Raw genomic sequence first — 22,026 nt, forward strand, 5'->3', positions numbered from 1 at the left:
GCGCGGCGGCTAAAACGCGGTGAACGGCAGGGCCACAAAACGCATATGCCTAAACCGCACATTCCTCACGTTCGGCATCGAGACGTGCCTTAACGGCATCGGCGGCGATGTGATACGAGAAGCCCTTGCCCATCAAAAACCGAACCAGTTTTTCGAATCCGCGCGTCTCTGGAACACGCCGCTTGGCGAGCAGGGCTGACGCACGCGCCAAATCGTCTTCGACGGCAAAATAATCCTCGGGATAACCGGGAATGTCATCGAGCACGACATGACGGCGCTTGAGCTCGGTCTCGATTTTACGCTGTCCCCAACCGCGCCGCTTGCGTTCCTCGATAAAGTACGAGCAAAAGCGGTTCTCGTCTAAAAAGCGATACTCGGCGGCGCGCTCGACGGCGAAATCGATCGCGGACTGGTGAAAGCCATAGCGAGCCAGCTTGTCACGGACCTCACCCGTCGCATGGTCGCGGCGCGATAACATCTCGGTCACCATGGTAAGCGCACATTTACGCTCGATGAGCTGCACCGCATCACGATAGTTATCCCAATCACAGGGAAGATCGGGACGGTTTTTGACATACAGCCGCGCGACCCGCACGGGGATCCAAATGGACCGCTCAAAACCGCCCTCAAGCTCACAATCGATATGTGCGCAAGGCTTTTTGGACGCATACCCGCTCGAGAACGAGGAGGCCGCCTTCTTATCGGGAAAGACGACCGTGGCCTCGGTCACCGTATACGACATGAGCGTAACCGCTACTCGTCGTCATCATCGAGCATGGCGGAACCATCGATGGCGTAAAGCTCGTCAAGCTCCTCAGGCGCAGGCTGATCGGTCAGCTCGACCTCGGACGGAGCATCGTCATCAAACTCAAGCCCGCAGGCAAGGCGGACCTTATGCTCAATCTCGTCGGCGCAATCGGGGTGTTCGCGCAGGAACGCCTTGGCGGCCTCGCGACCGTTGCCGAGCTTGTCCTCGCCATAGGCAAACCAGGAGCCCATCTTCTTGCAGATACCGCACTCGACAGCCATGTCCAGAATTGAGCCCTCCTTAGAGATGCCAGTACCGTACATGATGTCAAACTCAGCAGAACGGAACGGAGCTGCCACCTTGTTCTTAACGACCTTGGCGCGCACGCGGTTACCGATAACCTCGTCCTTAAGCTTAATGCTGTCGATGCGGCGAATGTCGATACGCACCGAAGAGAAGAACTTAAGGGCGCGGCCGCCCGTCGTAGTCTCGGGGTTGCCGAACATGACGCCGATCTTCTCACGCAGCTGGTTAATGAAGATGCACGTCGTGTTGGACTTGGACAGCGAGCCGGCGAGCTTGCGGAGCGCCTGGCTCATCAGGCGAGCCTGAAGACCGACCGTAGTGTCGCCGATTTCTCCCTCGATCTCGGCACGCGGGGTCAGCGCGGCGACGGAGTCGACAACGATGGCATCGATGGCACCAGAACGCACAAGCATGTCAACGATTTCGAGCGCCTGCTCACCCGTATCGGGCTGGGAAATGAGCACCTCGTCGATATCCACGCCGATGCGCGCAGCATACGTGGGATCGAGCGCGTGCTCAGCATCGATAAATGCCACAACGCCACCCATTGCCTGGGCCTCGGCCAAGATCTCGAGCGAAAGCGTCGTCTTACCGGAGGACTCGGGACCGTAGATCTCGACGATTCGGCCGCGCGGCACACCGCCGATACCCAGAGCGGCATCGAGTGCCAGAGCTCCCGTAGGGATGGCCTCGACCTCGAGCTCGGGGCCACCGTCGCCGTACCTCATGATGGAACCCTGGCCGAATTTCTTCTCGATCTCGGCCTTGGTGGTGGCGATCATCTCATCGCGCTCTTTACCCGTCGTGCGAGCATGAACGGTACGTACGGGACCTGAATTCTTGGCCATGAATAGCCCTCCTCTTAACAACCTGCATCGATAATAAACGAACGGCTGTTCGTGGTCAACCGTTCAGATAAATCATATGCAGCCGACCTTTCCAAAAACCAACCAAACGCCGACCAAACACTGACCAAATGCTTGACCACAAAGGACCAAATATGAACAAGGCAGGCAAAATTACGTCTACAACCAGCACAAACGCCAAATGAGCCTAAGGTCCCTATCTCCACAATTAAGGGGCCCGAAGGCCCCTTAAAACACGTCTATTCCATAGAGTTAAGCACAAGGGCAATGCGTCCCAATGCCTCCGCGACCGCATGGGCACGAACACACGAACGGTCGCCCTCATAGTGGCAGCGCACAGAGTCCACGACCGGCACTTCCCCATCAGCCGCGCGATACGCCCAGCCAATATAGAAAGTGCCAGCCGGATCGTCCTCAGTGCCGCCGCCGGGGCCGGCATAACCCGTTGCGCTCACTGCAATATCGCTCTGGTACAGCTCCAGCGAACCCGCCGCCATCTCGCGCGCGGTCTGATGCGACACCGCGGTATAGCGGTCGAGCGTCTCCTGATCAACACCCAAAACGCGATGCTTGGTCTCATCGCAGTAGGTCACCGCACCGCCACGCAACACCGCCGAGGCGCCCGGGATATCGGCAATCGTCGAGGCGATCATACCTGCTGTCAGCGACTCAGCCGTCGAAACCGTCACGCCCCGAGCGCTCGCGCGCTCGACAATATGACGCGCCAGCTCTTCGTTATGTGCGGAAATCTGCTCAAAAGAGTCCGTCATAACCACCAGGACCTAGACCGAAAAGACGATCTTGCGGCAGTTCCAGAAGTACTGGGCGCCCGAGATAACGGTCAAGACAACGGCAACGGCGTACAGGAAGCGCGACACCGAGTAGATGCCGAGCGTCAGCGCCACCGGGCCAAGGTGCAAGCCGGCCATCGCAAAAACGCACAGGTAACCGCAGATGGAGACCATCGTGGTCGCCGTCTTATACTTGCCGAGCTTATCGGCCGCAACGACAACGCCGGCGGCACTCGCAACCATGCGCAGGGCGCTTACCAGCAGCTCGCGGAACAAGATGATGAACACGGACCAAACCGACACGGCACCAAAGTCCAAGAATAGCAGCAGGGCCGAGAATACGAGCAGCTTGTCGGCGATGGGGTCCAAGAATTTACCGAAGTCGGTAATCTCGTTGCGCGAGCGCGCCAGGTAGCCGTCAACCTTATCGGTGCACGACAGGATGACGTACAGAATGAAGGCAGCGGCGGCGAGCGGGCCGTCGAAGGTGCTCCAATCTGTACCGGCAACACTCGTGTGAGAAAGCGCCGACACGATCATGAACACCGGGATAAAGACGATGCGAACGCACGTCACGATGTTGGCGGGCGTCCAAACACTCGTCAGTTCCTTATTGCTCTCGTTTGCCACGACGCTCTCCTACTCCACAACATGGCCGATAAGCTCATAGCAGAAGCTATCGGTAAACTCGACCGTCAGAATATCGCCCACAGATGCCTCGCTGGCATCCAGATGCACCGCGCCATCGGAATCAGGCGCCTGGAACCAGGCATGTCCGATCAGCTCGGCGCCGTCCTCGGTCTCTTCGATACCGTCGACAATCACCTGGGCGCGCTCGCCCACATGTGCGGCAGTTGCAGCAAAACCGAGCGACTCGGCCAGGTCCATGGCCTCCTGGGCGCGCTCGAGCTTGACCTCTTCGTCGACCTGGCCCTCCATCTTGGCGGCCAGGCTGCCCTCCTCCTGCGAGTAGGCAAAGACGCTCGTGTAGTCGAAGCCGACGGTGTCCATAAAGTCGATAAGGTCGCGGAACTCATCGTCGGTCTCGGTCGGGAAGCCGACCATGGCCGTGGAACGAATCACGATGCCGGGGATGCGCTCACGCAGATCGCGGAACAGGGCCTCGAGCTCCTGGCGCGAACCAGAACGGCGCATAGCCTTGAGGATGCGCGCGTCGCAGTGCTGCACGGGGATATCGATATATGGCAGCACCTCGGGCGTATCACGAATGGTCTCAATGAGCTCGTCAGTCATGCCCTCGGGCTGCAGGTAGAGCACACGAACCCAGACGTTCTGCGGACGCACGGCCTCGGCGACGGCGCGCAGCAGCTGCGCCAAATTGCGCGGCGAGCCATCGGTGACGTCTTCGTCGGCAAAGTCGGTGCCCCAAATACCCGTGTCCTGGCCGATCAGCACGATCTCGCGCACACCGCCGGCAACCAGGTCGCGCACCTCGGAGATAATGCTCTCGGCATTGCGCGAATGATAGCGACCGCGAATATAGGGGATCATGCAGAAGCTGCAGAAGCGGTTGCAGCCATCGGAAATCTTGACGTAAGCAACGGCGCCCTCGACAGTGCGCTTGACTTGCGGAATATAGGCAGCGATCTCACGCTCGACACCCAGCACGCCATCGATGACCGCCACGATGCCGTCCTCCTCGTCGGCCTTCACAAAGGCAGCGACCTCGGGCAGTTCATCGGGCAGGTCGTCGCCATAGCGCGACGGCACACAGCCGCACATGACGATGGGACAAGAACGAACGCCGTCCTGAACCTCGTTGGCGAGCTCGAGCGTGGTCTCGATGCTCTCGGACGTTGCGGAGGCGAGGAACGAGCATGTATTGACGATGGCGATATCGGCATCCTGTGGGTCGAATGCCTCCTCGTAGCCCGCGGCGGTCAAAAGAGAACGCATGCGGTCGGTGTCAACCTCGTTCTTAGCGCACCCGAGGGTGATGTAGAGCACGGAGCCCAACGGTGTATCCATGTTGGAGAGCAGTCCTTTCGAATGATATTAGCGGTAGTTGGTGAACTGCAGCGGCTGGCCGTAGTCCTGGTCGCGCAGGAACTGAATCACGGTCTGCAACGCGTCCTTCGAAGCAGAGGAAACACGCAGCTTGTCAGCTTCGATGGTCACCTTGACCTTGAGCTTTTGGTCCTTGATGTCCTTGTTGATCTTCTTGGCGGTCGCCTGGTCGATACCCTCGACGATATGGCCGAGCACGCGCACGGTGCCGCCCGATGCCGCCTGCGGAGCATCCCACGAAACAGCCTTGAGGTCGATGCCGCGCTTGATGAGCTTGGAGCTCAGGACATCGATGATCTGCTTGGAGACAAAGTCGGCCGGGGCGTTGATCGTAAAGAGCTTGTCGCCCTTCGAAAGCTCAATCGTGGCGCCGGAATCCTTCAGGTCATAGCGCTGGGAAATCTCGCGCGTGGTCTGCTGGAAGGCGTTGTCGACCTCTTGCATGTTGACCTCGGACACGACGTCGAAGCTGGAATCTTTAGCCATGATGTTTCCTTTCGCGTACGAGCGGCTTAGTAGTTATCGTACGAATAGTCGGTAGAATCGGTGGGCGTCTGGCCGTCAGTTGCGGTATCGGCGCCATCCGTGGACTGGGCATCGGTGCCGTCGGTGGTGTCGGTACCATCGGTGGTGTCGGCACCATCAGAACTTTCACCATTCTCGGAATCAGTCGTCTCCTTCTTGGGAACGGTGATCGTCACACGCGCCACGCCCGAGGTCTTGGTATCGTAACGGACCTTTTCGCCGTTCTTGGTAACGGTGACATCGGAAGGCTTGGACGTGGTGATCTCGATCGAGGACTCGGGCGTGTACTCCTGCTCAAAGGGACCAGTCGCCTGGGCACCATAGACCGACTTGCCGTCGACCTTAACCTCAATCCAGGCGGTCTTTCCCTTGGCAACGGAGACCTTGACCTTCGTTACCTCGTTCTCTTCCTTTTTAGCCGTCGTCTTGGTGGCGTCAGAATCGGTCGACTCATCCGTCGCCTCATCGGTGTCTTCGTCCTCGTCGACCGTTTCAGTCTTCTTAGAAGACTTCTTGGTCGCCGTCTTGGTAGAAGTGGGCGCCTCGGGCGTGGTCTCGGGCGTCGAGGATGCACAGCCGCGCAGAAGTACCACGATGAGCACGATCAGCAGCAACGCCACGGCACCGATACCGGCGTAGACGATACGCGGATCGAGCCCGTTGTTTTGAGGAGCACGGGAACCGCCGCGTCCACGACTGGAACTGCTGCGGCCGCCTCCCTGAGGCATACGACCACGATTGCTATCGGAACGGCCGCGATAGCCACCCTGGCCCTGAAGGCTGCGCTGACCCGAACGGGGCGCAAGTTCACCGCGGCCTTGATAGCCACGCTGGCCCGAACGCGGAGCCGAAGGGCGCTGGCTATACGGCAGTGGTTGAGAGCGAAGACGCGGCGTCACCTGCGTGGTGTCGGCATCCGCATAGCCACCGCGAGAGCGTCCGGTGGAGACACCACGGTAACCGCGATCGGAATAGCCGCTGTCGCCGTAGCCGGCACGAGGGTCACGCGCCACGCCGCGAGCAGCGGGGAGTGCACGATCGTCGGGCATCGGCGTACTGCGGAACCGATCGCGCTGAGAACGGATTTCCTCACTGGACCCCGTCTCGGTAATATAGCCAGCCTGCTGCGGACGCTGACCATAACGCGTTGAGCGACCACCCTGAACCATCAAGAAGCGCCCATTATCCACCGAGGAACGCGAATTGACATAGCCGGCGGCGTCCTGAAAACGACCGCCCTGCTGCGACGTCTCGCGCTCGTATGCCATCAGCTCGTCAAAGTAGGCATTGACGACCTCGCGTGGATTGAGGCCCAAAAAGCGAGCATAGCTCGAAATCATGCCCTGCGCATAGCCGCGCGGCGGCATCGAAGCAAAGTTACCGGTCTCGAAAAACTCGATGATCTGCGGCCTGATTTTGATGGTGTTGGCGACCTGCTGAATGGAAAGGCCCATTCGGCGACGCTGCTCGAGCAGCATGTCACCAAAGCGTGCAGCCATCAGAATCCTCCAAACTCACGATCTTCACGTGCCATCTCGGCGTCGACAGATTCCAGCGCGGCAAGCCCCTCCTCGTCCAACAGGACCTCGCGCGGCTTGGAACCGTCGGGCGGGCCGACGACACCCTTTTCTTCCAGCATGTCCATAATACGCCCGGCGCGCGCATAGCCAACCTTCAGACGACGTTGCAGGCCAGATGTGGAGCCCAGCTGCGATTCCACCACAATATGGGCGGCTTCCCAGATGAGCGGATCATCGTCTTGCGGCTCGGCGACTCCGGTGCGGACAATGCCGCCGCCACCCGCCATGGACATGGAAGCGGGCGCCACGGCGGACAGAATCTCCTCGTGGTAGTCGGGCTCGCTCTGCGACTTGACGAACTCGACAATCTCGTTGATTTCGTCGTCCGAGACAAAGCAGCCCTGAATACGGCGAGGCTTGCCCCAGTCGACCTTGGAGAACAACATGTCGCCCAAACCGGTGAGCTTCTCGGCGCCCATCTGGTCGATGATGACGCGCGAGTCGATGCCCGTGGCGACGTTAAAGGCGATGCGGTTGGTGATGTTAGCCTTGATGAGGCCCGTCACCACGTTGGAGCTGGGGCGCTGCGTGGCCACGATAAGATGAATACCGGCGGCACGGCCCAGCTGTGCAATACGCACGATCGAGGCCTCGACATCCTTACCGGCGACCATCATCAGGTCCGAAAGCTCGTCGATGATGATGACCAGGTAGGGCATCTTTTGCGGCGGGTTGTCGTAATGCTCAAACTCGCCGGCGGCCTGCTTTTCATTGTAGGTCGAGATCTTACGCACGTTGAGACGCTCGAAAACCTTCAGGCGACGCTCCATCTCGGACACAGCCCATTGCAGAGCGCTCGCGGCCTGCTTAGGCTCGGTCACCACGGGCACATAGAGATGCGGCAGACCGTTATAGCCCGCAAGCTCGACGCGCTTGGGGTCGACCATAATCAGGCGAACGTCCTCGGGAAGGGCGCGCATGAGCAAGGTCGTGATGATGGAGTTGATCATCACCGACTTACCAGAACCAGTCGTACCGGCGATCAACAGGTGAGGCATCTTGGCGAGGTCGGCGACGACCGGCGTGCCCTCGGCGTCACGGCCGATAGCGAGCTCGAGCGGACCGCCCTTCACATAGGGCAGCACATCGCCCAGGTTGACATTTTGGCGCTTGCGATTGGGGATCTCGATACCCACGAGCGAGGTGCCGGGAATCGGCGCGAAGATACGTACCGACTGGGCGGCAAGCGATAACGCGATGTCGTCCTCGAGGCTCGAGATTTTGCTCACACGCTCGCCCTCACCGGGCTGCAGCTTAAAAGTCGTCACCGTGGGGCCGGCGATCCAGCCGACCACGCGGGCACTGCGGCCAAACTCAAGCAAGGTGGATTGCAGTGACTCAGCGGTCTGCTCCAGCTCCTTATCCGAAGACGCGGCGGAAGCCGACTGCGGGTTGGCATGTAGGATTTCGAGCGGCGGAAGCTTGAGGCCGTCCTCTTCTTCGCCCTCGGCGTCAGTTGCGGTGTCGCTCGCTCCCCCATTGTCAGCCGCAGCAGGAGCGACAGAGGCCGTAGAGGTTGAGGCGTCAGCGACCTTGGGGTGCTTCAGGAAGTCGGGGATCTGGGGTGCGGCCGAGACGGGATTCACGGAAAACGGCGGCTCGGACTCGTCAACCTTGTCCGGATCGTCCTCCATCGAAAGCTGTCCGGTGACCTGGCCGCGCTTTGCATGGCGACGCGGCAGCAAAGTTGTCTTTGCGGTCTCAATCGGAGCCTCGTCGTCCTCGTCATCGCCCTCGGTGAGCTCAATCTCGCTATCGGACCAAGACGGGTCGGGCTCACTCGTATTGAGCTTGGGAACCGTCTTGCCCTTCTTGGCATGACGGCGCGGCAGCAGCGTCGTCTTAGCGCGCTCGGCCTCCACGGCATCGGACACGTCGACAAACGGATCCTCATCCTCGCCGTCATCGTCTAAAACCGGGTCCGCATCGTTGCCCATGACCGTGGTCATGGCAGTATCGGAGCCCTTTTGACGAAGAATGCTCAGATGCGGGCGGGCGACGCCAGGCACCGACAGGGCCCCATCGTCACCCCACGGGCTCGCGTTAACATCGGAACGACGGCGTTCGGCAAAAACTGCCGCACGATCGCGGGCTGAGCGCAGCACGCCGCCCACCGAAAATCCAATGATAACCAGGCCCACAACGACAAGCCCCAGCAGGACTACCATGGCGATAGGCTTACCCAGGGCATTCTGCAGCGCACTCGCAATAAACGCACCGATGTAGCCACCCGAGGCGGACAGATTTTGCGGCGTGAACATAAGGTCGCACGAGTCGCTCGTACCCGGCACCATCAGCGAAAGAATGGAGACGACGGCCACAAAGACAACAGCACCGCCGGCAACCGAACGCGCGTTGAGCGGCGAGTCCTCGCCCAAAAAGAGCGTGGCGGCAAACAGCAGGATGACAATCGGCAGCACGTAGGCACCCAGACCAAAGCCAAGGTGGTAGAAACCGGCAACAGCGGCCGTCACGGGCGCCGTTGCCGGGGAAATCACGGCAATAAAGGACGCAATAGCCAAAACGGCAATGACCACACCGGCGATATCGCGATTGGCCGAAGGCTCGACCAGGGGCTCGAACTCATCGAAATCGGCCTCGTGGCCCTTATTGGCACGCAGATGGGAACCGGCACCCTTAGCAGATGCCGGCTGGTTGTTGGCTTTATTGCCCTTGGCGTTTTGTGCAGATCCGCGCGCCAAACTAAACCTCCATGACGACCGGAATGATCATCGGACGGGTGCGCGTACGGCTCCATATAAAGTTGGAGAGCGAATCGCGCACGGCCTTGCGAATGGCATCGGAGCCGCTGCTGGTAAAGCTAAACTTGCCCTTCTCGATCGTCTTCATGATGGATGCGGAGGCATCCTCGGAGAACTGGTCGTCGATGGCAAACGAGACACCGCGGCCCGAGAACTCGATGGCCTCGATCTTCTTGTGCTTGAGCGAGACGATGGCAACGGCCGTGACCATACCGTCGTTGGCGAGCTTTTGGCGATCGCGTAGGACGATGGGGTCGGTATCGCCGATGCGCAGGCCGTCGACATAGACGACGCCGGACTCGACGGGCGTACCGCGTTTGACGATACCGCCGCGCATCTCGAGCGTGTCGCCGTTATCGAGGATAAAGATATGATCGTCCTTGAGACCCATCTTACGGGCCAGCTGGGCATGGGCGCGTAGATGCACGGCCTCACCGTGAACCGGCATAAAGTACGTGGGCTTGGCCATGACCATCAGGAGCTTGAGCTCCTCCTGGCTACCGTGACCGGAGACGTGGACGAGAGCGCGGTTCTTATCCCACACGTCGCAGCCGAGCTTGGCCAGGCTGTTGACGACCTGCTGGACGGCTTTCTCATTGCCGGGAACAGGAGTTGCCGAGAGGATAACGGTATCGCCCTCGTGAATGGAGAGCGTCTTGTGCTCGCCATTGGCCATGCGGGACAGGGCCGACAGCGGCTCACCCTGCGAACCGGTGCACATGACGACAATCTTATCGTCGGGCAGGTTATCAATGTCGAAGGCATCGATGATATCGGCGTCATCGATGTTGAGGTAGCCCAGCTCACGCGCCACGCGGGTGTTCGTGAGCATGGAGCGACCGGTCACAACGACCTTACGGCCGCACTTGCGGGCGGCATCGCAGATCTGCTGCAGACGATGGATGTGGCTCGAGAACGACGCGACGAACACGCGACCCGGGGCATTCTTGATGGCGTGCAACAGGTTGGGACCAACCTCGGCCTCGGACTTGGTAAAGCCGGGAACCGTGGCGTTGGTGGAATCTGAGAGCAGCAGGTCGATGCCCTGCTTGGCAAAACGGCTGATAGCGGCATAGTCGGGCGTGACGCCGTCGATGGGCGTCTGGTCAAGCTTAAAGTCGCCGGTGTGCATAACGGTGCCCTGGTTGGTGCGAATAAACACGCCCAGAGCGCCGGGGATGGAGTGCGTCATCGAGAAGAAGTCGAGCGAGATGCCGCCGAGGTTGACATGGCTGCCGCCCTTGACCTCACGGAACTTGGGTGCGCGGATGCGGAACTCGGAGAGCTTGCCCTCGATGAAACCAAGCGTCAGCTTGCTCGAGAAGATGGGCACCTTGTTGTTGAGGTCCTGCAGCAGGTACGGAAGCGAACCGGTGTGGTCCTCGTGGCCGTGGGTGACGATGATACCGCGGAGCTTCTCCTCGTTCTCCAGAACATAGGTGTAGTCGGGAAGCACCAGATCGATACCAGGCTGGGAGTCATCCGGGAACATGAGACCGGCGTCGACGAGCACCATGTCGTCGCCGCACTCGAAGACCGTCATGTTCTTGCCGATGCCGTCAAGGCCGCCAAGCGGGATAATCTTCAAGGGAGATGATTTCTTAGTTGCCATAGGTTAGTTTGGTTTCCTTTCTTCGAAACGGGTCTGGAACAACCGACGGGGCGCTTCTGGCAAACCGACCGACGGGAACGTACAAACATGCATCGCAGAGTCGATGCAATAACCACAGTATGATACCCATTTGCACAACAACAGACCACCCATGCATCAAAGCCCCATCTGAACTGGTCTATCCCGCCGGTTTCCCGTGGGGCGGGCACTGATGAAGTTTCCTGCTCTACAGTCCTGCTCACGACGGAGGCCACATTAAGTGGCCTCCTGTTCGTGCGGAACTCGCGATAAACTTCATCAGTGCCCGCCCCACGGGAAACCTGCCAAAAAGGGACAGGTTTATTTTGGTCGGTTTTATCTGGGAAGATGCTGCTGCGGCTATCTACAGATCTGAAATCTGACTACTGAATAGACTGTCTAACTAAATTGCGAGCGGCACTAACCAGCCCTTTTGCTTGCGCCCGGGAGGGGCGCATATGAAGTTTATCGCGAGCTCCGCACGCAAAGGAAAGCACTTAATGTGCTTTCCGTCTTGTGCAGGACTGTAGAGCAGGAAACTTCATATGCGGCCCTCCCGGGCGCAAGCAAAAGGGCGACCCCTTAGGAGTCGCCCTTGCATGAGCTGCTTATGTACGGCTGTTACTCGGCGTCGTGGTGACGGCGGGGCTTGCGGCCTCCGTTGTCACCGGGACGGCGCGGACGGTCGTTGCGCTCGGAGCGCTCGCGACGCGGACGCTCACGACGCTGGAAGTGCTCACCGTCGCCCTCGGAGGCACCCTCGGCACGAGCCGGAGCCTCAGGCTTGTCAAGACGATCGAGCGAGATCTTGCCGCGATCATCGACCTCGATGACGACGACCTTGACCTCGTCGCCCACGTTGAGGACGTCCTCGACCTTCTCCACGCGGCCCTTGGCGACGCGGGAGATGTGCAGCAGGCCGTCCTTACCGGGCAGCAGGTTGACGAAGGCGCCGAAGGGCTGGATGGAGACCACACGACCGGTGTACTCCTCGCCCGGCTCGGGAACCTTGATGATGAGCTTGATGCGCTCGACAGCCTGATCGACGGACTCGCCAGTACCGCCGACAAAGACGGTGCCGTCCTCCTGGATGTCGACCGAAGCGCCGGTCTCATCCTGGATGCCGCGGATGACCTTACCGCCGGAACCGATGACGTCGCGGATCTTGTCGGTCGGAACCTGGATGGAGACGATACGCGGGGCGGTGCTGCGCGTGGTGTGGCGCGGCTCGGGGATCACATCGAGCATCTTCTGAAGGATGAAGGCGCGACCCTCCTTGGCCTGCTGCAGGGCGCGGGCCAAGATGTCAAAGGTAAGGCCAGTGGCCTTGTTGTCCATCTGCAGGGCGGTGATGCCCTCGGTGGTACCGGTGACCTTAAAGTCCATGTCGCCCAGGAAGTCCTCGAGACCCTGGATGTCAGACAGGACCACGGTCTTGCCCTCCTCCTGGATCAGGCCCATGGCGATACCGGAGACCGGGCGCTTAATGGGCACGCCGCCGTCCATAAGGGCGAGCGTGGAGCCGCAGGTCGAAGCCATCGAAGAGGAGCCGTTGGACTCCATGACCTCGGAGACCACGCGAATAGCGTAGGGGAACTCGTTCTCGTCGGGGAGCACCGGGAGCAGGGCGCGCTCGGCCAGGTTGCCGTGACCGATCTCGCGACGCTTGGGGCTGCCCATGCGACCGGTCTCACCGGTGCAGAAGGGCGGGAAGTTGTAGTGGTGCATGTAGCGCTTGCCCTCGGTGGGCTCGATGGTATCCAGACGCTGGCCCTCGTTGAGCATGCCGAGCGACAGGACGGAGAGCACCTGGGTCTGACCGCGCTGGAACAGGCCGGAGCCGTGAACGAGCGGCAGGTAGTTGTCCTTCACCATGATGGGACGGATCTCGTCGGCGGCACGGCCGTCGACGCGCTCGCCGGTCTCGACGACCATGGTGCGCATGGCCTTCTTCTCGAGCTTCTTGAGCGCCACGGGGATCTCGCGCTCCCAAGCGGCCTGCTCATCCTCGGTGAACTCGGCGCGGATGGACTCCTTCAGAGCCTCGACCTTACCGATACGGGAGAGCTTGTCGGCATCGCGAAGGGCGGCGGCCATCTCGTCGTAGTGGGCGAAGATGCGCTCCTGGACCTCCTCGACGGGCTGGTCGAGCGGGTACTCCTTCTTGACGATGGCGCCGTTGACCTGCTCCCACTCGGCAACAAACTCGTCCTGGGCCTGGCAGAAGGCGGCAAGGGCCTCCTGGCCAAACTTCATGGCGGCGAGCATGTCGTCCTCGGAGATCTCCTCGGCGCCGGCCTCGACCATCGAGATGAAGTCGGCAGAGCCGCCCAGCTCCAGGTCCAGGTCGGAGTTCTCGCGCTCCTCATAGGTGGGGTTGACGATAAACTCGCCGGTCTCCACGTTACGGCCGATGCGCACGCAGGCAAGCGGGCCCTCGAAGGGCACGCCGCCGAGCGTCATTGCCAGGGAAGCACCCATGACGTTGATGACGTCAAAGGGGTTGACCTGGTCGGCGACGAGCGAGGTGGCGACGATGTGCACCTCGTTGCGGAAGCCGTCCGGGAAGCTCGGACGAATCGGGCGGTCGATCATACGGGCCGTGAGCGTGGCCTTCTCGCTGGGACGGCCCTCACGCTTGAGGTAGCCACCCGGGATGCGGCCGGCGGCGTACATCTTCTCGTTGAAGTCGACGGTCAGCGGAAAGAAGTCGTAGTTCTTACGCTCCTTGGAGACGACCACGGTGTCGAGCATCGTGGTGTCGCCCTGCTTGACCAGACAGGCGCCGGTGGCCTGCTTGGCAAGCTCGCCGGACTCAAAGGTGTAGGTCTTGCCGTACAGCTCAAAGGTCTTGGATACGAGTGTCATTGTTCTCCTTTACCCCACAGGCCCCTTGCCTGCGGGCTTCTCATGTGACGCGGGCCCCCTGCCCCCGCCACGCTTCAGAGCGTGATTGTTCGCGCCCTTACACAAAAAGAGCGCCCCGCTGCGCAGGACGCTCTTAGCATGTACAAATCCTACTGGATGTTGTCGCGGATGCCCAGAGCCTTGATGAGCTCACGGTACTCGACAATGTCGTTCTTCTTGATGTAGGAGAGAAGACGACGACGACGGCCGACGAGCATGAGCAGGCCACGACGGGTGTGGAAGTCCTTCTGGTGGGACTTCATGTGCTCGGTCAGCTCCTTGATGCGCTCGCTCAGGATGGCGACCTGAACCTTGGGGTTGCCGGTGTCGACCGGGGTGTTACCGAACTGTGCAGTCAGCTCCGCCTTGCGCTCTTTGGAAACAGTCATTGTTTCACCTTTCGTTTTACGTCGCCCGCGGGCGACTCGATTCGCCTCGGACTGGGAAGCCGCCGGTGGAGCGAGCAACCAAGGTCGAGGTACCAACAGGTCGGTATGTTACCACAAGCAGCCTGCGCCTGCGCATCATCACCGACCCAACATGAATTCCATCGCACGGAGACGTTGATCGGTGTGCGTCGCAGCCCACACGTGCGAAAGCCCGAGCAAAAACGCCGCAGTATGCGGGTCGATCTTTTGAGCCATAAGCTCGTCGAAGGTCATGCCCATAAGGGCGCGCAGCCAGGCGACCTCACCGGTCGACACCAGCTCGGCACCGGGCACGCTCGACGCGCACGACCCGCACATGAGGCCGCCCGCCTGGGGCGAAAAATACGACAGCATCGGGTCTCCGCACAGCACGCAGGCCGAAAAATCGGGTCGGTAGCCAACGTGCGACAGCAATTTAAAAACAAAGGCCGCCACGAGCAGGTCCATATGTGCCGCGTCGAGCCCGCTGCCGACAAGTGTGAGCGCCCGCTGCGTGATGGCAAAGGTAAACGGGTCCTCGGCGTCCTCGAACGAGCACACGCGCGCGACCTCGGCGATCGCGCTTGCGGCGCATGTCATCTCGTAATCGGGAGCAGCGCCGAGCGGCGCCTCCATAAGCTCGGCCTGGGAAACCACGTCGAGCGACCGTCCATGCGCAAGCAGCAGATCAACGGTACAGAACATCTCGCAGCGCGCAGCCAGGCGTCCGCCGGGTTTGCGGGCGCCCTTTGCCACGGCACGAACCTGCCGACCCCGCTCGTCAAGCATCGTCAGGATCAGGTCCGTCTCTTTGAGCTTCGTCTTATCGAGGACGAGCACCATCGTGCGATATGTCCGGGAGCCTGCCATTCGCGCCGCGTGTCCCTAATCCTCGGCGTTATAGCCAAAGCGGCGAATCTGGGCCTCGTCGTCACGCCAGCCGGCCTTGACCTTCACGTCCAGCTCCAAAAAGACCTGGGTGCCAAAGATGCGCTCAAGGTCGCGACGGGCGTCGATGCCGATATGTTTGATCATCTCGCCGCCCTTGCCGATGATGATGCCCTTTTGGCCCTCGCGCTCGACGTAAATGGTGGCGTGCACGCGCAGCACCTTCTTGGTCTGCTCAAGCGCATCGCAAATCACGCCCACGGAGTGCGGGATCTCATCACGGGTGCGGCGCAAGACCTTCTCGCGCACAAACTCGGCAACGAGCGTCTCATCGGAAGCGTCGGTACCCATGTCCTCGGGGAACCAACGCGGACCCTCGGGCAAAAAGTGCGCAACGGTCTCGATGAAGGCATCGACGTTAAAGTTCTTGACCGACGACGTCACGATCTCGTCGTCATATTCCATAAGCTCGTGGGCGGCCTTAAGCTGCTCCATGACCTGTGCGGGGTCGGCTTCATCGGCCTTGGTGAGCACCAGGACCTTCTTGGAACGGGCATTCTTGACACGCTCGGCAACCCAGGCGTCTCCCCTGCCGATCGGTTTAGTGGCATCAATCAAAAACGCGACAACATCGACATCGTTCAGCTCGAACAGCGCGCTCTTGTTGAGCTCGGACCCTAGACCGTCCTTGGGCTTGTGGATACCCGGGGTATCGACAAAGACCAGCTGGTAGCCGGGGCGGTTGACGACGGCGCGCATGCGGCGGCGGGTCGTCTGGGCCACAGGCGAGGTGATGGCGACCTTTTTGCCATAGCAGGCGTTGAGCAGCGTTGACTTACCGGCGTTGGGGCGGCCGACCAAGGCCACGAAGCCACTGCGGAAACCGGGCTCAACGTCGCCAAAGCCCGCGAGGCTGTCGTCCTCATCGCACAGGGCGTCGAGTTCCTCGTCGCTCATGCCCTCAAACGGGTCGAACTCCTCGACTTCCTCATAGGCCTCGGTCGCCTTAGCATCCGGGGACTCGTCGTCCAAAATTTCATCGATAGGCTGCATATTGTCGGACATGGGAATCCCTTTCTAAATAAAGCCGAGCGCGTGGGCAAATACCAGCAAGCCCACAATCGCGGCGGTGATTGAAAGTACGTATACCGAGGCGGCGGCGATGTCCTTGGCGCGTTTTGCCAGCGGATGGAGCTCCTGGGTCGCCAGATCGACAATGGCCTCCATGGCGGTATTGCACAGCTCGCCGTGAATCACCAGGCCGCAGCAGATGATAATCGTGGCCCACTCGGCAATGTCGAGCCCCACGATGCAGCCGGCAATGATGGTGCACACGCCCGCTACGAGCATAACCTTAATGTTGCGCTCGGTCTTGACAGCGGTGACGAAGCCCTCCATGGCGTAGGAGAACGACTTTAAAAAGGACGGATGGTCCTTGTTCGATCCGGGAATCATAAGCGGCTCCTAGTCGTGGGCATGATTGGTGATGGGGCCAACGTGAACGAGTTTGGGGTCCTCGCCGCGCTCGAGCGCCAGATCGCGCAGGATAGCGTCCTCGCGGGCCTCCATGACCTCGGCCTCGTCGTCCTCGATATGGTCATACCCCAGCAGGTGCAGCATTCCGTGTACGAGCATCAGGCGGCACTCGTCGGCAGGGCTATTGCCAAAGCCGGGGGCCTGACGGGCAATGACCTGCGGGGCCAAGATGATATCGCCGAGCTCGAGCGTCTCGTCGGCGGGAATATCCTCGTCAAAGGCCGAGTCGCATTCAAACGAGAGCACATCGGTGGTGCGGTCGATGCCACGCCACTCGTGGTTGAGCTCGTGCATCTCGTCCTCGTCGACATACGAAAGGGAAATCTCGACTTCACGTTCAACGCCCTCGGCGGCAAGCACAACCTCGCAGATGTGCTCCACCTCCTGCGCGTCGAGCAGCGTATCGAGCTCGGCATCGTTGCTGATCAATACACTCAACGGGACTCCTTTCGGTCGCGCGAGCGCTGCTCGCGCACGTCATCATAAGCATCATATGCCTCAACGATACGACCCACTAGGGCATGGCGCACCACGTCGGCGCGCTCCAGGTGTGCAAACGCCACATCGTCGACACGGCCCAAAATCTTCTCAACATCCGCCAAGCCACCACGACGACCCACCAGGTCGCGCTGACTCAAGTCGCCGGTAATCACGAACTTGGAGTTGAAGCCCAGGCGCGTCAGGAACATCTTCATCTGCTCGGGTGTCGTGTTTTGTGCCTCATCGAGCACCACGAACGCATCGCTCAGCGTACGGCCGCGCATGTAGGCGAGCGGGGCGATCTCGATCACGCCACGTTCCATAAGCTCATCGGTGCGCTCGCGATCCATCATGTCAAAAAGGGCGTCGTAGAGCGGGCGCATGTACGGATCGATCTTTTCCTCGAGGGTACCGGGCAAAAAGCCCAGGTTCTCCCCCGCCTCGACAACCGGGCGCGTCAAGATTAGGCGACCCACCTCGTGACGCTTGAGCGCGGCAACGGCGAGCGCCATGGCCAGATAGGTCTTACCGGTACCGGCGGGACCCAGGCCAAACGTGATGGTATGCGAGCGGATGGCGTCAACATAGCGTTTTTGGCCGAGCGTCTTGGGACGAATAACGCGGCCGCGATACGACAGCAGCACGTCATCGCGCAGCGACGAGGCATCATGCTCTCCATCGCGCAGGACAGCCAAGCAACGCGAGACATCGTCGGCAGACAGCGTGCGTCCGGCAGCCGCCTCGCGAAAAGCATGCTCAAAAAAGCGCACCACGAGCTCGACCTCATCCGGGTCACCGCTCACGGCGATACTGTCGCCACGGGCGACCACGTGGGCGCGAACCAAGCTCTCGAGCGCACGAAGGACGCCGTCGCCGGCGCCCAAAACGCGCGAGGGATCAATCCCCTCGGGAACGGTAAGTCTAATCTTCGAGGCTTCCATGAACCTCCCTGCGCGCATGGACCAAGCCGGAATCATCGACTTCGATGATAGCAACATCGAGCAGGCACGGGGCTGTAAGTCCACAGGTATCGTCAAGACGGGCATGATGGAACGAGCCGAGCGTCAGGTTGTCACCATACTCGAGCACGGCGCGCTCAACGGTTCCCACGCGACGACGAACATCGGCGATGGCGAGTTCCTGCGCCGCGGCCCGCATACGGCGGCTGCGCTCAGCCATAACCTCTGGCGGTACCTGGTCGGGCATATCGGCGGCAAGTGTGCCGGGACGCTTACTGTAGCGGAACACATGCATGCGCGAAAAGCCCACGCGACGGCATAGCGCCAGCGACTCCTCGAACTCCTCATCCGTCTCACCGGGAAAACCGACGATGACGTCGCACGAAAGGGACGCCTGAGGCAAGTTGGCGCGAATCATGCGCACCGTATCCTCAAACGCCTCGGCGCTATAGGGACGGCCCATGCGATGCAAGGTCGCCGTGCAGCCGGACTGCACGGGCAGGTGCAAAAACGGGGCGATACGCTGCGGATAGCGCGCCATAACCTTAAGCAGGCGCTCAGAGATATCCATGGGCTCGACCGAGGAAATGCGCACATGCGGAATAGACGTGCGCTCCATGATGGCCTCGAGCAGCTCATCGATTTCGACATGCTCGTCGGTCGCGCTCTTGCCATCGTAGGCACCCAGGTTCACACCGGTCAGCACCACCTCGGGCACGCCGGCCTCCTGGGCCTCGCGAACTTGCTCGAGCACGGACTCGACGGGCACGGAGCGCTCGGGGCCGCGTGCCTTCCACACAATGCAATAGGTGCAGCGATGGTTGCAGCCGTCCTGAATCTTCACGCCCAGGCGAGAGCGACCGAGCGCATCGACCACGTCGCCATCGCTACAGGCGGGCACGCTATCGGATTCAACACCCAGCACCTCGCAGACGCGCTCGGCGACGTCAATCTTGGACGGCTCGGCGATCACGCGATCGGAGAGCTCCAGCAGCTCCTCGGGATGCAGGTTGACGACGCAGCCGGTTACGACCACGTAAGGCTCGCCCGGATAGGCCAGCGCATGACGAACGGCCTTACGGGTCTTGGCCTCGGCCTCGCCCGTAACGGCACAGGTGTTAATGACGATCAGGTCGGCATCCTGGGGCTCCACCATAGCAAAACCCAGGCGCATAAGATCGGCAGTGATACGGTCAGACTCAACCCGGTTGACACGGCAGCCGAGGTTGACGACGGAAATATGGGGTGCGAGCACGCGGGCTCCTTAATCGAGGATATCGTCGAGGGCACTCTTGATACGGTCGGTCACCGACTTCTTACCGGAAGCGACGTCATCGCCCATCTCATCGGCAAAAGCACGGAGCAGCTCGCGCTGCTTATTGGAAAGATTGGTGGGAACGACCACGCGCAGTTGCACGATCAAGCGGCCACGCGAACCGCCACCGCCAATGCGCGGCATGCCGTAATTATTGACGCTCACGGTGTCGCCGTACTGGGCGCCGGCGGGGACGCACACCTTAACGACCTCGTCGGGCATAATGCCCTCGACCTCGATCTCGCAGCCGAGCGCAGCCTGCGCAATCGAGATATCGCTCACCAGGTACAGGTCGTCACCGTTGCGCTTAAAGCGCTCATGGTCGGCAACGCGCACGTTGACAATCAAGTCGCCCGAAGGCTCGCCGCGAAGACCGGCCTCGCCAAAGCCGCTCACACGCAGCTGTCGACCGGTCGAAACGCCGGCGGGAATATCGATGTCAATCTTTTCATGCGAAGGCGTGCGGCCCTGACCATCGCAGGTCTCGCAGGGATGGTCGATAACCGTGCCCTCGCCATGGCAGTCGGGGCAAGGCGAGGAAGACTGAACCTGGCCCAAAAACGATCGCTGAACCGTCGTGACATAGCCCGTGCCGTGGCAGCGGCCGCACTGCTTTTCCTGTGCGCCCTCTGCCCTACCGGTGCCATTGCAGTCCTCGCAAGGAGCAAGGCGGTCATAGCTGATTGTCTTTTTGCAGCCGAGCGCCGCCTCCTCGAGCGTCACCGAAAGCGAGATGGCCATGTCACGACCGCGACGACGCTCGCGACGGCTGCGGGCGCCACCGCCGGCACCGCCGCCAAAAAACGACGAGAACAAGTCGTCCATGCCCATACCACCAAAGATATCGTTGATATCGACGTAGCCCGAACCACCAGGGCCGTCGGCAGTGCCGTAACGGTCGTAGTTAGCACGCTTCTGCTCATCGGAAAGAACGGAATAGGCCTCGTTGAGCTCCTTGAACTTGGCCTCGGCCTCGGGGTCGTCCGAAACGTCCGGGTGTACGGTACGGGCCTTCTTTAGAAACGCGCGCTTAATCGTCCGCGCGTCGGCATCCTTGTCGACGCCAAGTACCTCGTAGTAATCCCTATTTTCCGACACGACCGAATCCTTCCGACTTTCATTATTGTCACAGTGCGTCCTATACCCAAGCTGGGCCAACCGCAAACAGAGGGTTTGATGTTATTGCATTCCGTAAGGCGAAAGCATGGCCCGTTGCGAGCAGCTCGCGAACCAAACCGACACGAGCGCGAACATGAAGCCATTGGCAAAACCGTTGGCAAACTGCATCGCACCGCGCTTCCACCACAGCAGGCTGCGATGAAGCACGCCGTCCGAAAGCACCATGAACAGGCCCATGGTAAACGGAATAAAGCACATCACGGCAAAGGCCGAGAACACTCCCGAGATGGCCGACAGCACCAAAAACGGCGCCACAATGCCCATCAGGTAAAAGCCAGTACGAGCTTTGCCTTCCAAGCGCTCGGCCTCAACATGGGCGCGGCCGACCAGGTCGCCGCCCGCGGCACCGTTAGTGCCAGCATGGCCCATGCCGCTAATGCGGACCTCGTCGCCATCGTGCGTGCCGGCAGGAAACTCAATCGTCTGCTCGGAGGTCACACGGGTTCGCCCGCTGCCACCGCAATCGGGGCAGGGGTCGGCCACGACCTTACCGGAACCGCCGCACTCGGGGCAGACCGACTGGAACGTGCCCGCACCAAACAGGAAGGACAGGTCGACGTCGATGTGGCCGCGGCCACCGCAGCTCGGGCAGGTATGGGCATGCTCAGACGAAACGGAGCCCGAGCCGCCGCAGTTGCTACAGGTATCGAAGCGCGTGTAGCGGACGGTCTTGCGGGCACCGCCCTTGGCCTCCTTGGCGTCGAGTTTGATATCGACGACCACGTTGGCGCCGTTCTCGGGATTGTAGGCAGCCTGGCCGCGACGCTGCTGGCCCCAGGCGCCACCAAAGGGAAAGCCGCCCTCAAAGGGATTGCCATAGCCCGTGCTGCCGGCGTAGCCGCCACCATAGGGCGAAGCCGTAGGAGCACCGGCAAAGGGATTGCCAGAACGCATGGCGTCGTAGCGCGCACGTTTTTGCTCATCCGAAAGCACGGCGTAGGCCTCGGAAACCTCTTTAAACTTTTCCTCGGCATCCGGCTCTTTATTGACGTCCGGATGGAGCTTACGAGCCTTTTGCTGGAAGGCCTTTTGAATATCACGCGAGGTGGCGTCCTTGGAGACACCCAGAATCTCGTAGTAATCTTTTTCGTTCATCGTCGCCATGCGCGGCAACCTCCT

At 60.8% G+C, this 22,026-nt stretch carries 19 protein-coding genes; all 19 read right to left on the bottom strand.

What is annotated here, in order from left to right; translation table 11 throughout:
• Window positions 1-49: 49 nt before the first annotated feature.
• The 19 genes from AAAT03_RS04515 to AAAT03_RS04605 all read right to left on the bottom strand — a co-directional run bounded on the left by AAAT03_RS04515 (window position 50) and on the right by AAAT03_RS04605 (window position 22,011).
• Window positions 50-742, bottom strand: a complete 693-nt coding sequence (locus tag AAAT03_RS04515; RefSeq protein ID WP_349102685.1) for a regulatory protein RecX — start codon at window positions 740-742, stop codon at window positions 50-52.
• Window positions 743-753: 11 nt separating this feature from the next.
• Window positions 754-1,902, bottom strand: coding sequence for a recombinase RecA (gene recA / locus AAAT03_RS04520; protein ID WP_349102686.1), 1,149 nt, complete (start codon window positions 1,900-1,902; stop codon window positions 754-756).
• Window positions 1,903-2,159: 257 nt separating this feature from the next.
• Window positions 2,160-2,690: a CinA family protein gene (locus AAAT03_RS04525; protein WP_349102687.1), complete on the bottom strand. Its 531-nt coding sequence runs from the start codon at window positions 2,688-2,690 to the stop codon at window positions 2,160-2,162.
• 12 nt (window positions 2,691-2,702) lie between these two features.
• On the bottom strand, window positions 2,703-3,341 hold the full coding sequence (pgsA, locus tag AAAT03_RS04530; protein ID WP_099431788.1) for a CDP-diacylglycerol--glycerol-3-phosphate 3-phosphatidyltransferase: 639 nt from the start codon (window positions 3,339-3,341) through the stop codon (window positions 2,703-2,705).
• Between the two features lie 9 nt (window positions 3,342-3,350).
• On the bottom strand, window positions 3,351-4,700 hold the full coding sequence (gene rimO / locus AAAT03_RS04535) for a 30S ribosomal protein S12 methylthiotransferase RimO (protein ID WP_349102688.1): 1,350 nt from the start codon (window positions 4,698-4,700) through the stop codon (window positions 3,351-3,353).
• Between the two features lie 27 nt (window positions 4,701-4,727).
• Window positions 4,728-5,225 carry a YajQ family cyclic di-GMP-binding protein gene (locus tag AAAT03_RS04540; protein WP_022094699.1) on the bottom strand — a complete coding sequence of 166 codons (498 nt, stop codon included), beginning with the start codon at window positions 5,223-5,225 and terminating at the stop codon, window positions 4,728-4,730.
• A gap of 26 nt (window positions 5,226-5,251) precedes the next feature.
• Window positions 5,252-6,763 (bottom strand): helix-turn-helix transcriptional regulator, encoded by a 1,512-nt coding sequence (locus tag AAAT03_RS04545; RefSeq protein ID WP_349102689.1) that lies wholly within the window; start codon window positions 6,761-6,763, stop codon window positions 5,252-5,254.
• Complete coding sequence (locus AAAT03_RS04550) at window positions 6,763-9,546, bottom strand: DNA translocase FtsK (RefSeq protein ID WP_349102690.1); 2,784 nt, start codon at window positions 9,544-9,546, stop codon at window positions 6,763-6,765. The genes AAAT03_RS04545 and AAAT03_RS04550 overlap by 1 nt, the downstream gene beginning before the upstream one ends.
• Before the next feature lies 1 nt (window position 9,547).
• Window positions 9,548-11,218 (bottom strand): ribonuclease J, encoded by a 1,671-nt coding sequence (locus AAAT03_RS04555; protein ID WP_349102691.1) that lies wholly within the window; start codon window positions 11,216-11,218, stop codon window positions 9,548-9,550.
• 639 nt (window positions 11,219-11,857) lie between these two features.
• Window positions 11,858-14,104 (bottom strand): polyribonucleotide nucleotidyltransferase, encoded by a 2,247-nt coding sequence (locus tag AAAT03_RS04560; RefSeq protein WP_349102692.1) that lies wholly within the window; start codon window positions 14,102-14,104, stop codon window positions 11,858-11,860.
• A 149-nt stretch (window positions 14,105-14,253) separates the two neighbouring features.
• Window positions 14,254-14,532: a 30S ribosomal protein S15 gene (gene rpsO / locus AAAT03_RS04565; protein ID WP_035138510.1), complete on the bottom strand. Its 279-nt coding sequence runs from the start codon at window positions 14,530-14,532 to the stop codon at window positions 14,254-14,256.
• 138 nt (window positions 14,533-14,670) lie between these two features.
• Window positions 14,671-15,420 (bottom strand): DNA repair protein RecO, encoded by a 750-nt coding sequence (gene recO, locus AAAT03_RS04570; protein ID WP_161154657.1) that lies wholly within the window; start codon window positions 15,418-15,420, stop codon window positions 14,671-14,673.
• A gap of 15 nt (window positions 15,421-15,435) precedes the next feature.
• A complete protein-coding gene (era, locus tag AAAT03_RS04575; protein WP_187361808.1) occupies window positions 15,436-16,503 on the bottom strand; it encodes a GTPase Era in 1,068 nt (355 codons plus the stop codon).
• A 12-nt stretch (window positions 16,504-16,515) separates the two neighbouring features.
• Complete coding sequence (locus AAAT03_RS04580; protein WP_117635248.1) at window positions 16,516-16,893, bottom strand: diacylglycerol kinase family protein; 378 nt, start codon at window positions 16,891-16,893, stop codon at window positions 16,516-16,518.
• A 9-nt stretch (window positions 16,894-16,902) separates the two neighbouring features.
• On the bottom strand, window positions 16,903-17,412 hold the full coding sequence (ybeY, locus tag AAAT03_RS04585; RefSeq protein ID WP_117564282.1) for an rRNA maturation RNase YbeY: 510 nt from the start codon (window positions 17,410-17,412) through the stop codon (window positions 16,903-16,905).
• A complete protein-coding gene (locus AAAT03_RS04590) occupies window positions 17,409-18,395 on the bottom strand; it encodes a PhoH family protein (protein ID WP_349102693.1) in 987 nt (328 codons plus the stop codon). Before AAAT03_RS04590 ends, ybeY begins: the two co-directional genes overlap by 4 nt.
• On the bottom strand, window positions 18,376-19,668 hold the full coding sequence (locus AAAT03_RS04595) for a MiaB/RimO family radical SAM methylthiotransferase (protein ID WP_117776232.1): 1,293 nt from the start codon (window positions 19,666-19,668) through the stop codon (window positions 18,376-18,378). Before AAAT03_RS04595 ends, AAAT03_RS04590 begins: the two co-directional genes overlap by 20 nt.
• 9 nt (window positions 19,669-19,677) lie before the next feature.
• Window positions 19,678-20,826, bottom strand: coding sequence for a molecular chaperone DnaJ (gene dnaJ / locus AAAT03_RS04600; protein WP_117776231.1), 1,149 nt, complete (start codon window positions 20,824-20,826; stop codon window positions 19,678-19,680).
• Between the two features lie 81 nt (window positions 20,827-20,907).
• Window positions 20,908-22,011, bottom strand: a complete 1,104-nt coding sequence (locus tag AAAT03_RS04605; RefSeq protein WP_349102694.1) for a DnaJ domain-containing protein — start codon at window positions 22,009-22,011, stop codon at window positions 20,908-20,910.
• Window positions 22,012-22,026 lie beyond the last annotated feature (15 nt).

The sequence above is a fragment of the Collinsella sp. CLA-AA-H167 genome (assembly GCF_040095305.1).
In the GTDB taxonomy this organism is placed as follows: domain Bacteria; phylum Actinomycetota; class Coriobacteriia; order Coriobacteriales; family Coriobacteriaceae; genus Collinsella.

Excerpts from the sequence above, each read along its gene's own strand:
- AAAT03_RS04545 (WP_349102689.1), bottom strand. The coding sequence starts at position 6,763 with ATGGCTGCACGCTTTGGTGACATGCTGCTCGAGCAGCGTCGCCGAATG.
- AAAT03_RS04540 (WP_022094699.1), bottom strand. The coding sequence starts at position 5,225 with ATGGCTAAAGATTCCAGCTTCGACGTCGTGTCCGAGGTCAACATGCAA.
- AAAT03_RS04515 (WP_349102685.1), bottom strand. The coding sequence starts at position 742 with ATGTCGTATACGGTGACCGAGGCCACGGTCGTCTTTCCCGATAAGAAG.
- AAAT03_RS04560 (WP_349102692.1), bottom strand. The coding sequence starts at position 14,104 with ATGACACTCGTATCCAAGACCTTTGAGCTGTACGGCAAGACCTACACC.
- AAAT03_RS04590 (WP_349102693.1), bottom strand. The coding sequence starts at position 18,395 with ATGGAAGCCTCGAAGATTAGACTTACCGTTCCCGAGGGGATTGATCCC.
- recA (WP_349102686.1), bottom strand. The coding sequence starts at position 1,902 with ATGGCCAAGAATTCAGGTCCCGTACGTACCGTTCATGCTCGCACGACG.
- AAAT03_RS04580 (WP_117635248.1), bottom strand. The coding sequence starts at position 16,893 with ATGATTCCCGGATCGAACAAGGACCATCCGTCCTTTTTAAAGTCGTTC.
- rpsO (WP_035138510.1), bottom strand. The coding sequence starts at position 14,532 with ATGACTGTTTCCAAAGAGCGCAAGGCGGAGCTGACTGCACAGTTCGGT.
- AAAT03_RS04555 (WP_349102691.1), bottom strand. The coding sequence starts at position 11,218 with ATGGCAACTAAGAAATCATCTCCCTTGAAGATTATCCCGCTTGGCGGC.
- era (WP_187361808.1), bottom strand. The coding sequence starts at position 16,503 with ATGTCCGACAATATGCAGCCTATCGATGAAATTTTGGACGACGAGTCC.
- AAAT03_RS04525 (WP_349102687.1), bottom strand. The coding sequence starts at position 2,690 with ATGACGGACTCTTTTGAGCAGATTTCCGCACATAACGAAGAGCTGGCG.
- rimO (WP_349102688.1), bottom strand. The coding sequence starts at position 4,700 with ATGGATACACCGTTGGGCTCCGTGCTCTACATCACCCTCGGGTGCGCT.
- AAAT03_RS04605 (WP_349102694.1), bottom strand. The coding sequence starts at position 22,011 with ATGGCGACGATGAACGAAAAAGATTACTACGAGATTCTGGGTGTCTCC.
- recO (WP_161154657.1), bottom strand. The coding sequence starts at position 15,420 with ATGGCAGGCTCCCGGACATATCGCACGATGGTGCTCGTCCTCGATAAG.